Raw genomic sequence first — 14,031 nt, 5'->3', positions numbered from 1 at the left:
CTCAATAGGGCGGATTAAAGGGCGAGGTCTTGCAGTTCAAGCTTGAGCTCGGGGCCGGACAGCTTGACCCGCTCGTGGGCGGCCAGCGACAGCGTTGCGCCGACCACATTCGGGCTGATCGGCAACTCGCCGGCGTCGAGGTCCAGCAGGCAGACCAGCGTTACGCTGGCCGGGCGGCCGTAGTCGAACAGTTCGTTCATGGCGGCGCGGATGGTCCGGCCGCTCATGAGCACGTCGTCGATCAGCACCAGGTGCTGGCCTTCGATCTCGAACGGCAGTGCCGACGGGCGCACCTGCGGGTGCAGGCCATTCTGGCTGAAATCGTCACGGTAGAAGGACACGTCCAGGGTGCCGAGCGGCGAGTCGCTGCCCAGTTCTTCGAGCAACGCCTGGGCGACCCAGACGCCGCCGGTACGGATACCGATGTAACGCGGTTCGCTGATGCCACGTTTGGCCAGATAGGCGTCAAGCCGGATCGCCATCTGGCTGATCAGTTCGGCGGGATTGGGCAGGCTCATGGTTGCTCCTTCTTGGGCCCGAGCCGGATGCTGCTTGAAGGGTGGCTCGGGTTGTCGCTATAGAGAGTCGCTTGCGGCGGCTCTTGAGGATTCGTTGCTTCAGGACTCGAACAGCGCGCTGTTCTCATCGAGCCAGCCTTGCAGCAGCAGTGCGGCGGCAATGGCGTCGACCGGGTTGTCGCGGTAACTGCCTTTTTGCCCGCCGCGGTCACGTCGCTCGCCTTTGGCTTCAAACGTGGTCAAGCGTTCGTCGTGGGTATAGAAGGGCAGGTTGTAGCGGCCATTCAGGCGGCGGGCGAATTTTTCCGCGCGCAGGCACATGTCGCTCGGGGTGCCGTCCATGTTCAGGGGCAGGCCGACCACTACGGCGTCAGGCTTCCACTCCTTGATCAGGGCTTCGACCTGATTCCAGTCGGGAACGCCGTTCTGCGCCTTCAAGGTGCACAGCTCGCGGGCCTGGCCGGTAATCACCTGGCCGACCGCGACGCCGATCTGTTTGGTGCCGTAGTCAAAACCCAAAATCAGGCGCAGGGCCATCAGGCGTGCCCCGCCTGGCTGGTCAGCAGGCTGAGGTTAACGCCGAGGTGCTTAGCCGCCGCTTCAAGGCGCAGTTCGCTGCTGGTGTTGAACAGGATGTCGGCGGCGTACGGGCAGGTCAGCCAGGCGTTCTGCGCCAGTTCGGCATCCAGCTGGCCGGGTTCCCAGCCCGCGTACCCGAGGGCGATCAGGCTTTTCGCCGGGCCCACGCCGTCGGCGATGGCGAACAGCACGTCCTGGGAAGTGGACAGGGACAGTTGGTCTTCCAGATCAACGGTCGCCTGATAGCTCTGGCCCTTGGGATGCAGGACAAAACCGCGATCGGTCTGCACCGGGCCGCCGATGAAAATCGGCACATGCCGGCACAGCGCGGGTGGCTCGATGTCCGGGCGCAGTTGCTCGAGGATCTCGGCCAGATTCAGGTCTTGCGGGCGGTTGATCACCAGCCCCATGGCACCATTGGCGGTGTGCTCGACGATGTAGGTCAAGGTGTGCGCAAAGTTCGGGTCGGCCATGTGAGGCATGGCGATCAGGAAGTGATGCTTGAGGTAGCTGGGGCTGACGTTCTTCATGAGCGCTAGTGTGGCGTTGGAGGGGCAAACTGACAAGCTGGGGATGCCGCAATTTGGCAGTCGACACAGCTTAAATGTGGGAGCGGGCTTGCTCGCGAATGCGGTTAATCATTCAACACTGATGTCGACTGACACCACACCTTCGCGAGCAAGCCCGCTCCCACAGGGGATTTGTGTGGGTCAGTTACTGGACAGTCTGTCCCCACGCGCAAACTTCCACGTGCGGATGATTTCCAGGCGGTCGATGTCCGAAAGGTCCCCGGTAAACGGCGCAAACGGTGCCGCGAGCCTGACGATCCGCTGCGCCGCCTGATCCAGCAACGGCTGCCCGGACGACTCCAGCACCAGCACTTCATACAGCGAGCCATCGCGGTTGATCGAGACCATCAAGCGCAAATTGCCGTAAATCTGTTGGCGGCGGGCTTCATCGGGGTAGTTGAGGTTGCCGATGCGCTCGACCTTCTTGCGCCATTCGTCCTTATACCAGGCGCCTTTGTCTTTCATGGTCGAAGCAGCGCTTAGGCGGTGGATGCGCGGGCGCTTGGCGTACAACTGTTGTTCGTTGGCCAGTTCCGCTTCGAGGCTGGCGATGTCGCTGGACAGCTGGGAACTGTCAAACGTCGGCGCGGCCACCTCCGCTTTGGTTTGCGGTTTGACCTCTTCGTTCTTGGCCGGGGCTTTTTTCGGCTTCGGTGCGATGGTCGTCACGGCAGCCTTGGGCGGCGCTTCTTGTACTTCAGGCTTGGCGGCGGGCGGTGGCGTGACTTTCTGCACCTTGTTGTCCTGGAACGGCGCGACCTCGGTGGTCTTGGGAATGGCCTTTTTGTCCAGGGTGCCGCTGCCTTGCTGATTTTCCTGGGCGAGGAAATCAGCTTTTTCGGGCTTTTTTTCGCTCTTGAAGGTGGCGAGGGTGATTTCCAGGGTTCTGCTGATCTGTTTGGGCTCGACCATCGTAAAGCCGACGCCCAACAGCAACGCCAGGTGAATCAACGCCGCCAGAAACAGGGTAAAACCGAGGCGATCGGCCGGGCGCACGCCACGATGGGCGAGTTCAGCGGGCAGATCGGACGGAAGTGTCATGACAAAAAAACCAACATCGCGTTTTTCACAGGCCGCGCATGATAACGCAATGTTGGTTTCATCTTGGGTGTTCTATATCAACGAGCCTTGAGCTTCTGATCGATGGCATCCATCAGCAGGCCACCGATGTCGGTGCCGAACGCGTTATCAATCTCGCGAATGCACGTCGGGCTGGTGACGTTGATTTCGGTCAGGTGCTCGCCGATCACGTCCAGACCCACGAACAACAGGCCTTTCTCGCGCAGGGTCGGGCCCACTTGGGCGGCGATCCAGCGATCCTTGTCGGTCAACGGGCGAGCTTCGCCACGACCGCCGGCCGCGAGGTTGCCACGGGTTTCGCCAGCGGCAGGAATTCGCGCCAGGCAGTAATCCACCGGCTCGCCGTCGATCATCAGAATGCGCTTGTCGCCGTCCTTGATCGCCGGCAGGTAAGCCTGGCCCATGATCTGCTGGGTGCCCAGCGCGGTCAGGGTTTCCAGAATCACCGACAGGTTCGGGTCGCCGGCGCGGTGACGGAAAATCGAAGTGCCGCCCATGCCGTCCAGCGGCTTGAGGATCACGTCGCCGTGTTTGGCGGCGAATTCACGCAGCACATCGGCGCGACGGCTGACCACGGTCGGCGGCGTGCATTGCGGGAACAGCGTGGCGAACAGCTTTTCGTTGCAGTCACGCAGGCTCTGCGGCTTGTTGACCACCAGCACGCCAGCGCGCTCGGCCTGCTCCAGCAGGTAGGTGGAGTACACGAATTCCATGTCGAACGGCGGATCCTTGCGCATCAGGATCACGTCCAGATCGCTCAGCAGCGCGTCGGTCTCGGCTTCCAGTTCGAACCATTTTTCCGGGTTGGCGAAGACTTTCAGCGGACGCATCCGCGCCCGTGCTTCACCTTCACCTTGGTACAAATCGCGCTGTTCCATATAGAACAGTTCCCAGCCGCGCTTCTGCGCAGCCAGCAGCATGGCCAGCGAGCTATCCTTTTTATAGGAGATGCTGGCAATAGGATCCATGACAATCCCGACGCGAACGCTCATGGGTTTTTCCTCGAAAATGGGTGGTCCGAATGGACACGAAAAAGTGGCGTCAGAGTGGCGCTGAGTGTGTTCCCGGTCAAGGAAAAACCACCGCAAAGACCGGCCGATAGATTGCATTTGGAGACTGTGCTAAAAAGGCTGCCATGCCGTGCTGGCCCTTGAGCATCAAGGGTTTCCAGCCACCGGTAACCGAAAAACGGACAATTTGTTTCGCAAAGGCGACGGTAGAGCATTTATGGATCAGCATTCCAGCGCCTTGAAGGTCATGGTGATCGACGACTCGAAGACGATTCGTCGCACCGCCGAAACGCTGTTGAAGAATGTGGGTTGTGAAGTCATTACGGCCATCGACGGTTTCGATGCGCTGGCCAAGATTGCCGATAACCATCCCGGCATCATCTTTGTCGACATCATGATGCCGCGTCTGGATGGCTATCAGACCTGCGCTTTAATCAAGAACAACAGTGCGTTCAAGTCCACGCCAGTGATTATGCTGTCGTCCAAGGACGGGCTGTTCGACAAGGCCAAGGGGCGCATCGTCGGCTCCGACCAGTTTTTGACCAAGCCTTTCAGCAAGGAAGAATTGCTGAACGCGATCCAGGCCCATGTTCCGGGCTTCGCCGCCGTTTTGCCGCAGTAGGACACGCACAGTGACGCTCGGCCAGCGGGCCCGGCGTCGACAAGAATGGGGAAGACCATGGCACGTATTCTGATCGTCGATGATTCGCCGACCGAAATGTACAAACTGACCGGCATGCTGGAAAAGCACGGTCACGAAGTGTTGAAAGCCGAAAACGGCGCCGACGGCGTAGCCCTGGCCCGTCAGGAAAAACCTGACGCCGTGCTGATGGACATCGTCATGCCTGGCCTCAACGGTTTCCAGGCAACCCGTCAGTTGACCAAAGACCCGGACACCGGGCACATCCCGGTGATCATCATCACCACCAAGGATCAGGAAACCGACAAGGTCTGGGGTACGCGCCAGGGCGCCAAGGACTACCTGACCAAACCGGTCGACGAAGAAACCCTGATCAAAACCCTCAACAACGTACTGGCCGGTTGATCGTCCGGCCATGACCGAGTCGCTGACGGCTTTCGAACTGCTGCTGCAGATCGACCAGCGCTGTCGTCTGCTGGCGGCGGACCTGCCGTCGCAGCCGACCCGCCAGGACAGCTGGAGCGGCATCGGTTTTCGCATGGGCGAGGATTGGTACGTCGCGCCGATGGGCGAAGTCAGCGAAGTCCTGCATGAACCACGTTTCACTCAGTTGCCGGGCGTCAAATCCTGGGTCAAAGGGGTGGCCAACCTGCGTGGGCGATTGCTGCCGGTCATGGATCTGTGCGCTTTCTTTGGTCACGAAGTCTCGGCGCCGCGCAAGCAGCGGCGGGTGTTGGTGGTGGAACATAACGAGGTGTTTGCCGGGTTGCTGGTCGACGAAGTCTTCGGCTTGCAGCACTTTGCCCAGGACAGCCTGGAGCCGGCAGATCAGGCGAACGGGCCGATGGCGGCGTTCGTCAAAGGCCAGTTCCAGCGCGAACAGGCCTGGCAAGTGTTCAGCCCGTTTGCGCTGGCGCAGTCGCAAGGTTTTATGCACGTGGCGCTCTAGTTGGCTCGCCACCTATTAAATGTGGGAGCGGGCTTGCTCGCGAAAGCGGTGGATCATTCAACATAGATGTCGATTGATAGACCGCTTTCGCGAGCAAGTCGAATCGTCGCACCGCCGCTCACACAAGGGTTCTTCGGCGGGTTCTAAAGGTTGGTTAACAGGCGAGGACCGATGATAAAAACAAAAACAGGCAAGCCAGAAGGATCGCGCAGCCGCTCGCAGATCATCGTGCTGTTTATCGCGCTGATCGTGTTCATCATGCTGCTGTTCGCCAATTTCGCTTACCTCAACACTCAGGCCACGTACGACAAACAGTACATCGGCCACGCCGGTGAGCTGCGCGTGCTGTCCCAGCGCATCGCCAAAAACGCCACCGAAGCCGCCGCCGGCAAAGCGGCCGCGTTCAAGCTGCTCAGCGATGCGCGCAACGATTTCGCCCTGCGCTGGGGTTACCTTAAGAAGGGTGACCCGGCCACCGGCCTGCCGCCCGCGCCATCCACTGTGCGCCCGGAAATGCGCGCTGTGCAGCTCGATTGGGAGCGCCTGCTGAAAAACACCGACGCCATTCTCTCCAGCGAGCAGACCGTGCTGTCGCTGCATCAGGTCGCCGCGACCCTGGCCGAAACCGTGCCGCAGTTGCAGGTCGAGTACGAGAAAGTGGTCGAGATTCTCCTGCAACGGGGCGCGCCGGCGGCGCAGGTGGCGATGGCCCAGCGTCAATCGTTGCTGGCCGAGCGTATTTTGGGCGCGGTGAATACCGTGCTGTCCGGCGACGAGAACTCGCAGCAGGCCGCCGATGCCTTTGGTCGCGACGCCGCGCGTTTCGGTCAGGTGCTTAACGGCATGCTTCAGGGCAACGTCGCGCTGCGCATCAGCCAGGTCGAGGACCGCGATGCGCGTGCCCGGTTGACCGAGATTTCCGAACTGTTCGAATTCGTCTCGGGCTCGGTGGATGAAATCCTCGAAACTTCGCCCGAACTGTTCAAGGTCCGCGAGTCGGCGACCAACATTTTTACCCTGTCGCAAACCCTGCTCGACGAAGCCTCGCACCTGGCCACCGGTTTCGAAAACCTCGCCGGCGGGCGCAACACTGACACCATCGGCGGCTACGTGCTGGGTTTGCTGGCGCTGACGTCGATCATCCTGATCGGCCTGGTGATGGTTCGTGAAACCAACCGCCAGCTTCAGGAAACCGCCGAGAAGAACGAACGCAACCAGAACGCGATCATGCGCCTGCTGGACGAAATCGAAGACCTGGCCGACGGCGACTTGACCGTCACCGCCTCGGTGACCGAAGACTTCACCGGGACCATCGCCGACTCGATCAACTATTCCGTCGACCAATTGCGCGACCTGGTGGCGACCATCAACCTCACCGCCGGCCAGGTCGCCGCCGCCGTGCAGGAAACCCAGGCCACCGCCATGCACCTGGCGCAGGCCTCGGAGCATCAGGCGCAGCAGATTTCCGAAGCTTCCACCGCGATCAACGACATGGCCCAGTCCATCGACCAGGTGTCGGCCAACGCCGCCGAATCGTCAGCGGTGGCCGAGCGCTCGGTGGAAATTGCCAACAAGGGCAACGAGGTGGTGCACAACACCATCCACGGCATGGACAACATTCGCGAACAGATTCAGGACACCGCCAAGCGCATCAAGCGTCTGGGTGAGTCTTCTCAGGAAATCGGCGACATCGTCAGCCTGATCGATGACATTGCCGACCAGACCAACATCCTCGCGCTCAACGCCGCTATTCAGGCGTCGATGGCCGGTGATGCCGGGCGTGGTTTTGCCGTGGTCGCCGACGAGGTACAGCGCCTGGCGGAGCGCTCGTCCGCTGCCACCCGACAAATTGAAACCCTGGTGCGGGCGATCCAGACGGACACCAACGAAGCGGTGATTTCCATGGAGCAGACCACCACAGAAGTGGTGCGTGGCGCGCGGCTGGCGCAGGATGCCGGTGTGGCCCTGGAAGAAATCGAAGGGGTGTCGAAGACCCTCGCTGCGTTGATCCAGAGTATTTCCAACGCCGCGCAGCAACAAACCTCTTCGGCCGGGCAGATTTCCCTGACGATGAACGTGATTCAACAGATCACCTCGCAGACCTCGTCCGGTTCCACCGCCACCGCCGAGAGCATCGGCAACCTGGCGAAAATGGCCAGTCAGCTGCGGCGTTCGGTGTCCGGCTTCACCTTGCCGGCCGCCAAGGCGCAGGCGGCAGACAACGCGTGAACCGTCCACAGGCGTATGATTTTTGATTGGCGTAGGGACTGGAGTGGTTATGGGTGATCGGCACGACTATGTGGCCCTTGAGTGGGTCAAAGGCGAGATTGCCGAAACGCTGAAGCTGGCTCATCAAGCCATCGAAACCCTGCTTGATGACCCGCAGGCGTTGTACGCCCTGAGCGATTGCCTGGCGTACATCCATCAGGTTCACGGCAGTTTGCAGATGGTCGAATTCTACGGCGCGGCGTTGCTCGCCGAAGAGATGGAACAGTTGACCAGCGCCTTGCAGCACGACCGCGTCAGCCATCGTGACGAGGCACTGCACCTGTTGCTGCAAGCCCTTGGGCAACTGCCGATTTACCTCGATCGGGTGCAAAATGCACGCCGCGACCTGCCTTTGGTGGTGCTGCCGCTGCTCAACGATTTGCGCAGTGCCCGGGGTGAAACCCTGCTCTCGGAAACCAGCCTTTTCAGCCCGCAACTGGCGGATCTGCCGCCGTTGGACGAAGCTTCGCTGACCCGGCTGGAACCGGCGGATTTCGCCAATGTGCTGCGCAAATTACGCCAGATGCTGCAGGTGGCGCTGGTCGGGTTGCTGCGCGAACAGGATGACCAGACCCACCTCGATTATCTGGCGAGGGTTTTTTCACGGCTGGAAGGATTGAGCTCGGGTGCGCCTCTGAGCCCGCTGTGGCAAGTTGCCTCGGCGCTGGTCGAAGGCATGCGCGCCGGCGTGATCGCCAACAGCCCCGCGCTGCGCAGCCTGTTCAAGGAGGCCGATCATGAGCTCAAGCGTTTGCTTGAACAAGGCTTCCACGGCATCAATCAACCGGCACCGCCGGAGCTGCTCAAGAGTTTGCTGTTCTACATTGCCAAGGCCGACCATCCCACCGGGCAGATGCTGACCATGAAAGATCGCTACTCACTGGACGATGCGTTGCCCGACAGCGCGATGGTCGATGAAGAACGGGCACGGCTGGCCGGCCCCGACCGCGATGCCATGCGCTCGGTGCTGGCTGCGCTCTGTGAAGAACTGGTGCGGGTCAAGGAACGCCTCGACCTGTTCGTACGCAGCGACCGTCAGCACACCTCGGACCTCGACAGCCTGCTGGCGCCGCTGCGGCAGATCGCCGACACCCTGGCGGTGCTGGGATTTGGTCAGCCGCGCAAAGTCATCATCGATCAACTGGCGGTGGTGCTGAGCCTGGTTCAGGGTCAGCGCGAACCCAACGACGCGATCCTCATGGACGTTGCGGGCGCCTTGCTCTATGTCGAAGCGACCCTGGCCGGCATGGTCGGCACCGTGGAGCCCGAGAGCCAGGAAGAAAGCCGCCTGCCGACCACCGACCTGACGCAGATCCACCAGATCGTCATCCGCGAAGCGCGCATCTGTTTGCAAGAAGCCAAGGACATGATCGTCGACTACATCGACGCCGACTGGGATCGTCAGCATCTTCAGGCATTGCCTGCGTTGCTGACCCAGGTGCGCGGCGCGTTGGCGATGATCCCGTTGAGCCGGGCGGCGAGCCTGATCGAAACCTGCAATCACTTCATCCGCGAGCATTTGCTGCTGGAACCGGATCAGCCCGGTTGGCAGGAACTGGACAGCCTCGCCGACGTGATTTCCAGCATCGAGTATTACCTGGAACGCCTGAGCGACGACCCCGAAGCACCGGGCGAAAAGCTGCTCGATGTCGCCGAAAAAAGCCTGGCATCGCTCGGATTTTTCCCCAGCGAACTGCACGTGCCGATGCTCGATGATGTGCTCAGCCCAAGTGAAGCCCAGGTGATGCAGGAGCAGCAGGAACTCGATGACCCCGAGACCGTGCAGTCGCTGGCCGATGTGCTGGCCAGTCCCGTGTCCTCCGTCAATCCACCGGCCCTGACCACGCCGGGCAGCCTGTTACCGCCGCCTGCCGGTGAAGAACCGGTCGACGATGAGCTGCGCGAAGTCTTTCTCGAAGAGACCGATGAAGTCCTCGACATCCTCCATGAATACTTGCCGCGCTGGTCCGCCAATCCCGACGACAAGCCCGCCCTGAGTGAGCTGCGCCGCGCCTTTCACACGTTGAAAGGCAGTGGCCGGATGGTCCGGGCGCTGGTATTGGGCGAGCTGGCGTGGGCGGTGGAAAACCTGCTCAACCGCGTGCTCGAAGACAGCGTCGCGCCTGGCGCCGCCGTGCAACAACTGCTCACCGATGCACTGAATCTACTGCCGGAGCTCGTGGCCGAATACGCCGGCAATGCCCAGCGGCAACGCAACGATGTCGACCAATTGGCGGCGCGTGCTCACGCCCTCGCCAAGGGCGATGCGCCGGCCAGCGATGAAGACACGCAGGACGTTGCGGCCCTCGATCCGCTGTTGCTGGAGATCTTCCGCAAAGAAGCCGAAACCCACCTGGCCAGCCTCAACCGTTTTCTCGATCAGGCCGCTGAGCATGTGCCGCTGCAGGCCAGCGACGAATTGCAGCGCGCCTTGCACACGCTCAAGGGCAGCGCCTCGATGGCCGGCGTGTTGCCGATTGCCGAGCTGGCGACGCCGCTGGATCAACTGGCCCGCGAATACAAGGCGCACCTGATTGCGCTGGACCTGGACGAAGTCGAACTGTTGCTGGAAGCCGAAGGGCTGTTCCGGCTCGGCTTGCGCCAGCTCAAGACTGATCCGCTGGCCGAGATTCGCGGTGCCCGCTCACTGATCGAGCGCACCCAGGCGTTGCTCGCCGAGCGTCTGCAATCCCTGTCGAGCACGCCCAATACCGCGCTGCGAACCAAGCGCGATCCGCAGCTGATCAACAATTTCCTGGCCCAGGGCATGGACATCCTGCTGGACGCCGAAAGCCTGTTGCAGCGCTGGCAAAAGCATCCCGGCGAACGTCAGGAACTGACCGCGCTGCTCGATGAACTGACCACCCTCGGCGAAGGCGCGCACCTCGCCGACCTGCATCCGGTGGACGCGCTCTGCGAAGCCTTGCTCGACCTCTATGGCGCGGTGGAAGAGAGCAGCCTGGCGGTCAGCGAACGGTTTTTCGATGAGGCGCAAAGTGCCCACGAAGCGCTGATCAACATGCTCGACGAACTGGCCGCCGGCCAGGAAGTCAGCCCGCAGCCGGAACGCATCCGGGCCTTGCGCGGCTTGCTCGATGAAAGTCTTGATCCGTCGTCCATGGGCCTGATCCGCAGTGATGGCAGCCGTACCCTGAGCATTCGGGAACTGGGCAGCGCCACCGCCGAACTTGAGCAATCGGCGACCCAGGTGGATCTGGACGATGAAATCGTTTCGATCTTCCTCGAAGAAGCCGTGGATATCCTCGAAAGCGCCGGCCAGGCCCTGCAGCGCTGGCTGAGCGACCCGGACAACGCCGCACCGCTGTCGTCCTTGCAGCGCGATTTGCACACGCTCAAGGGCGGTGCGCGGATGGCTGAGGTCGAGCCGGTTGGCGACCTCGCCCATGAATTGGAAAGCCTGTACGAAGGCTTGGTGGACCGCCGTTACACCCACAGCGAAGCCCTGGCGCAATTGCTGCAAAAGAGCCATGACCGGCTCGCGGTGCTGCTGGAGCAGTTGCAGAATCAGCAGTCGCTGGGAAATCCAGGCGAGCTGATCGAGGCGATTCGCGAGTTTCGTCAGGGCAATACGAACACCGCCGAAGCGGCGGAGCCTGTGCCGGTCAAGGATTCACCGGGGCATGATCCGGAGTTGCTGGAAATCTTCCTCGAGGAAGGTTTCGACATCATCGAAAACTCCGGCGCAGCGCTGGTGCGCTGGCAAGCCGAGCCGTCGAACCGACAAGAAGTAGAAACTCTGCTGCGCGACCTGCACACGCTCAAGGGTGGTGCGCGCATGGTCGAAATCGCCCCGATTGGCGACCTGGCCCATGAGTTGGAATTTCTCTACGAAAGCCTGTCGGCGGGCACCCTGCAACCGAGTGCAGCGTTGTTTACCTTGTTGCAAAGCAGTCACGACCGCTTGGCGCAGATGCTCGATGCGGTCCGCGCCGAACAGCCATTGCCGCCCGCCGACCGGTTGATCGACGCGATCAAGAATTTCAGCCATCCGGCCGTTCTGCAACCGGCCGTGGTCGCGCCCGTCGCCGCCAAGCCCGAGGTCCCCGCGCCGCAAGCCGACGCGGGTGCCGACATGGTCAAGGTCTCGGCGGAATTGCTCGACGATCTGGTCAACCTGGCCGGTGAAACTTCGATTTTCCGTGGCCGTATCGAGCAACAGGTCAACGATGCGCGGGTCACCCTGAGCGAAATGGAAACCACCATCGAGCGGATGCGCGACCAATTGCGCCGGCTCGATACCGAAACCCAGGGGCGGATTCTCAGCCGCCAGCAAGTCGACGCCGAACGCCTGGGCTACGAAGAATTCGACCCGCTGGAAATGGACCGCCACTCGCAATTGCAGCAACTGTCGCGGGCGCTGTTCGAGTCGGCCTCTGACTTGCTGGACCTCAAGGAAACCCTCGACCGGCGCAATCAGGATGCGGAAAACCTGCTGCAACAGCAGGGCCGCATCAATACCGAGTTGCAAGAAGGCCTGATGCGTACGCGTATGGTGCCGTTCGAACGGATGCTGCCGCGTTTGAAGCGCATCGTTCGCCAAGTCTCCAGCGAGTTGGGCAAGGACGTGGAATTCATTGTCGGCAACGCGGAAGGCGAGATGGACCGCAACGTCCTCGAACGCATGGCGCCGCCGCTGGAGCACATGCTGCGCAACGCCGTGGACCATGGGCTGGAATCGGCCGAGGTGCGCATCGCTGCCGGCAAACCGGCCAAGGGGCGGATCACCCTCGACTTGTCCCGCGAGGGTGGCGACATGATTTTCGACATCCGCGACGACGGTGCCGGCGTGCCGCTGGACGCCGTGCGGCGCAAGGCGATCAAGCGCGGTTTGCTCGCTGAAGACGCCGAGATCAGCGACCGCGACGTGTTGCAGTTCATCCTGCAACCGGGGTTCTCCACGGCCGAGAAGATCACCCAGATTTCCGGGCGTGGCGTCGGCATGGACGTGGTCCATGAAGAAGTCCGCCAGCTCGGTGGCACCATGGTCATCGACTCGGTGCCGGGGCAGGGCGTGCATTTCCGCATTCGACTGCCATTCACCGTGTCGGTCAACCGCGCGCTGATGGTGCAGTGTTTTGACGATCAATACGCGATCCCGCTGAACACCATCGACGGTATCGTCCGTGTACTGCCCAACGAACTGGAAGGGCATTACCGACTCGATCCTCCGCGGTACAAATACGCCGGGCAGGACTATGAACTGTGCTACCTCGGCGAGCTGCTGAAAACCAGCAGCCGCCCGAAATTGCTGGGCCAAAGCCTGCCGTTGCCGGTGTTGCTGGTGCAATGCAACGATCGGCACATTGCGGTGCAGGTCGACTCCATGGCCGGCACCCGCGAGATCGTGGTGAAAAGCCTCGGCCCGCAATTCGCCGCGGTGCAGGGTTTGTCCGGGGCGACGATTCTGGGCGATGGCCGGGTGGTGCTGATTCTTGATCTGCTGGCGCCGATCCGCGCCCTGCAGACGCCTTCGCCGCAACAGACACTGACCCAGGACACCGAGGTCGAGCCGCACAAGCCCTTGCTGGTGCTGGTGGTCGATGACTCGGTGACTGTGCGCAAGGTCACCAGTCGTTTGCTCGAACGCCACGGCATGAACGTGCTGACCGCCAAGGACGGGGTCGACGCCATGCTGCTGCTCGAAGAACACATGCCGGACGTGATGCTGCTGGACATCGAGATGCCGCGCATGGACGGCTTTGAAGTCGCGACCCAGGTGCGCGCCGACGAGCGTTTGCAGCACCTGCCGATCATCATGATCACCTCACGCACCGGCCAGAAACACCGCGACCGCGCGATGGCCATTGGCGTCAACGACTACCTCGGCAAGCCGTACCAGGAATCGGTGCTACTGGAAAGCATCGCCCTGTGGAGCAAACCCCATGTTTGATGACCATTTTTACCAGCGCACCAACAACCTTACCGGCCTGTTGCTGCCCTTGGCCGACCGCAACCTGATCGTGCCCAACGTCGCGGTGGCGGAGCTGATCGACTATCAACCGGGGGCGTTCGATCTCGATACACCGCCGTGGTACCTGGGGTTGGTGAAGTGGCGCGACCGGCAGATTCCGTTGCTCAGTTTTGAATCAGCGTGCGGCCAGAAAATTGTTATTGGCGAGCGGGCGCGGATCGTGATTCTCAATGCGCTGGGCGGGCGGCCAGGGTTGAAGTTCATTGCGCTGCTGGTGCAGGGGATTCCGCGGTCGTACAAGCTCGACAGTCAGTTGAGCTATGTCGACGTGCCGTTGTGTTCGCTGGAACAGGCGGCGGTGCAGGTAGGGGAGCAAGTGGCGAAGGTGCCGGACTTGCTGGCGCTGGAGGAGTTACTGGTAAGTGCCGGGTTGGCCTGACGGGCCCCTTCGCGGGCAAGCCCGCTCCCACATTTAACTTGCGACCG

The 14,031-nt window shown here is 61.6% G+C and carries 12 protein-coding genes; 6 read left to right on the top strand and 6 right to left on the bottom strand.

All coding sequences use genetic code 11. The features are described 5' to 3' along the window. Window positions 1-14: 14 nt before the first annotated feature. The 6 genes from pyrR to BK660_RS32650 form a co-directional block, all read right to left on the bottom strand. The gene (gene pyrR / locus BK660_RS19820) at window positions 15-518 is read right to left on the bottom strand and encodes a bifunctional pyr operon transcriptional regulator/uracil phosphoribosyltransferase PyrR (protein ID WP_123434723.1); all 504 of its coding nucleotides are present in this window, start codon (window positions 516-518) and stop codon (window positions 15-17) included. A gap of 99 nt (window positions 519-617) precedes the next feature. Beyond that, window positions 618-1,055 carry a Holliday junction resolvase RuvX gene (gene ruvX, locus BK660_RS19815; RefSeq protein WP_007945492.1) on the bottom strand — a complete coding sequence of 146 codons (438 nt, stop codon included), beginning with the start codon at window positions 1,053-1,055 and terminating at the stop codon, window positions 618-620. Then, window positions 1,055-1,627: a YqgE/AlgH family protein gene (locus BK660_RS19810; protein WP_123434722.1), complete on the bottom strand. Its 573-nt coding sequence runs from the start codon at window positions 1,625-1,627 to the stop codon at window positions 1,055-1,057. Before BK660_RS19810 ends, ruvX begins: the two co-directional genes overlap by 1 nt. Before the next feature lie 180 nt (window positions 1,628-1,807). After that, complete coding sequence (locus BK660_RS19805) at window positions 1,808-2,707, bottom strand: energy transducer TonB (protein WP_123434721.1); 900 nt, start codon at window positions 2,705-2,707, stop codon at window positions 1,808-1,810. Window positions 2,708-2,784: 77 nt separating this feature from the next. Then, window positions 2,785-3,738 (bottom strand): glutathione synthase, encoded by a 954-nt coding sequence (gene gshB / locus BK660_RS19800; protein ID WP_123434720.1) that lies wholly within the window; start codon window positions 3,736-3,738, stop codon window positions 2,785-2,787. A gap of 76 nt (window positions 3,739-3,814) precedes the next feature. Continuing rightward, window positions 3,815-3,985: a hypothetical protein gene (locus BK660_RS32650; protein ID WP_185045147.1), complete on the bottom strand. Its 171-nt coding sequence runs from the start codon at window positions 3,983-3,985 to the stop codon at window positions 3,815-3,817. On the opposite strand from BK660_RS32650, the gene pilG reads away from it, so the two are divergent. The 6 genes from pilG (at window position 3,974) to BK660_RS19770 (ending at window position 13,984) form a co-directional block, all read left to right on the top strand. Beyond that, entirely contained in the window at window positions 3,974-4,378 is a 405-nt protein-coding gene (gene pilG, locus BK660_RS19795) for a twitching motility response regulator PilG (protein WP_027926573.1), read from the top strand. The genes BK660_RS32650 and pilG overlap by 12 nt on opposite strands. 57 nt (window positions 4,379-4,435) lie before the next feature. Continuing rightward, window positions 4,436-4,801 carry a twitching motility response regulator PilH gene (gene pilH, locus BK660_RS19790; RefSeq protein WP_027926574.1) on the top strand — a complete coding sequence of 122 codons (366 nt, stop codon included), beginning with the start codon at window positions 4,436-4,438 and terminating at the stop codon, window positions 4,799-4,801. 10 nt (window positions 4,802-4,811) lie between these two features. Beyond that, window positions 4,812-5,345 carry a chemotaxis protein CheW gene (locus BK660_RS19785; protein ID WP_123434719.1) on the top strand — a complete coding sequence of 178 codons (534 nt, stop codon included), beginning with the start codon at window positions 4,812-4,814 and terminating at the stop codon, window positions 5,343-5,345. A 171-nt stretch (window positions 5,346-5,516) separates the two neighbouring features. After that, window positions 5,517-7,574, top strand: a complete 2,058-nt coding sequence (locus BK660_RS19780) for a methyl-accepting chemotaxis protein (RefSeq protein ID WP_123434718.1) — start codon at window positions 5,517-5,519, stop codon at window positions 7,572-7,574. 49 nt (window positions 7,575-7,623) lie between these two features. Continuing rightward, window positions 7,624-13,524 carry an Hpt domain-containing protein gene (locus tag BK660_RS19775; RefSeq protein WP_123434717.1) on the top strand — a complete coding sequence of 1,967 codons (5,901 nt, stop codon included), beginning with the start codon at window positions 7,624-7,626 and terminating at the stop codon, window positions 13,522-13,524. Further along, window positions 13,517-13,984: a chemotaxis protein CheW gene (locus tag BK660_RS19770; RefSeq protein WP_123434716.1), complete on the top strand. Its 468-nt coding sequence runs from the start codon at window positions 13,517-13,519 to the stop codon at window positions 13,982-13,984. The genes BK660_RS19775 and BK660_RS19770 overlap by 8 nt, the downstream gene beginning before the upstream one ends. Window positions 13,985-14,031 lie beyond the last annotated feature (47 nt).

The sequence above is a fragment of the Pseudomonas brassicacearum genome (assembly GCF_003732265.1).
GTDB classification, from domain to species: Bacteria; Pseudomonadota; Gammaproteobacteria; order Pseudomonadales; family Pseudomonadaceae; genus Aquipseudomonas; species Aquipseudomonas brassicacearum_D.
Note: the sequence above shows the minus strand (reverse complement) of the source record. Positions and strands in the feature narration are given on the sequence as shown.

Bases quoted from the DNA above. Each gene is read 5' to 3' on its own strand.
- pyrR (WP_123434723.1), bottom strand. From the start codon at position 518: ATGAGCCTGCCCAATCCCGCCGAACTGATCAGCCAGATGGCGATCCGG.
- ruvX (WP_007945492.1), bottom strand. From the start codon at position 1,055: ATGGCCCTGCGCCTGATTTTGGGTTTTGACTACGGCACCAAACAGATC.
- BK660_RS19810 (WP_123434722.1), bottom strand. From the start codon at position 1,627: ATGAAGAACGTCAGCCCCAGCTACCTCAAGCATCACTTCCTGATCGCC.
- BK660_RS19805 (WP_123434721.1), bottom strand. From the start codon at position 2,707: ATGACACTTCCGTCCGATCTGCCCGCTGAACTCGCCCATCGTGGCGTG.
- gshB (WP_123434720.1), bottom strand. From the start codon at position 3,738: ATGAGCGTTCGCGTCGGGATTGTCATGGATCCTATTGCCAGCATCTCC.
- pilG (WP_027926573.1), top strand. From the start codon at position 3,974: ATGGATCAGCATTCCAGCGCCTTGAAGGTCATGGTGATCGACGACTCG.
- BK660_RS32650 (WP_185045147.1), bottom strand. From the start codon at position 3,985: ATGCTGATCCATAAATGCTCTACCGTCGCCTTTGCGAAACAAATTGTC.
- pilH (WP_027926574.1), top strand. From the start codon at position 4,436: ATGGCACGTATTCTGATCGTCGATGATTCGCCGACCGAAATGTACAAA.
- BK660_RS19785 (WP_123434719.1), top strand. From the start codon at position 4,812: ATGACCGAGTCGCTGACGGCTTTCGAACTGCTGCTGCAGATCGACCAG.
- BK660_RS19780 (WP_123434718.1), top strand. From the start codon at position 5,517: ATGATAAAAACAAAAACAGGCAAGCCAGAAGGATCGCGCAGCCGCTCG.
- BK660_RS19775 (WP_123434717.1), top strand. From the start codon at position 7,624: ATGGGTGATCGGCACGACTATGTGGCCCTTGAGTGGGTCAAAGGCGAG.
- BK660_RS19770 (WP_123434716.1), top strand. From the start codon at position 13,517: ATGTTTGATGACCATTTTTACCAGCGCACCAACAACCTTACCGGCCTG.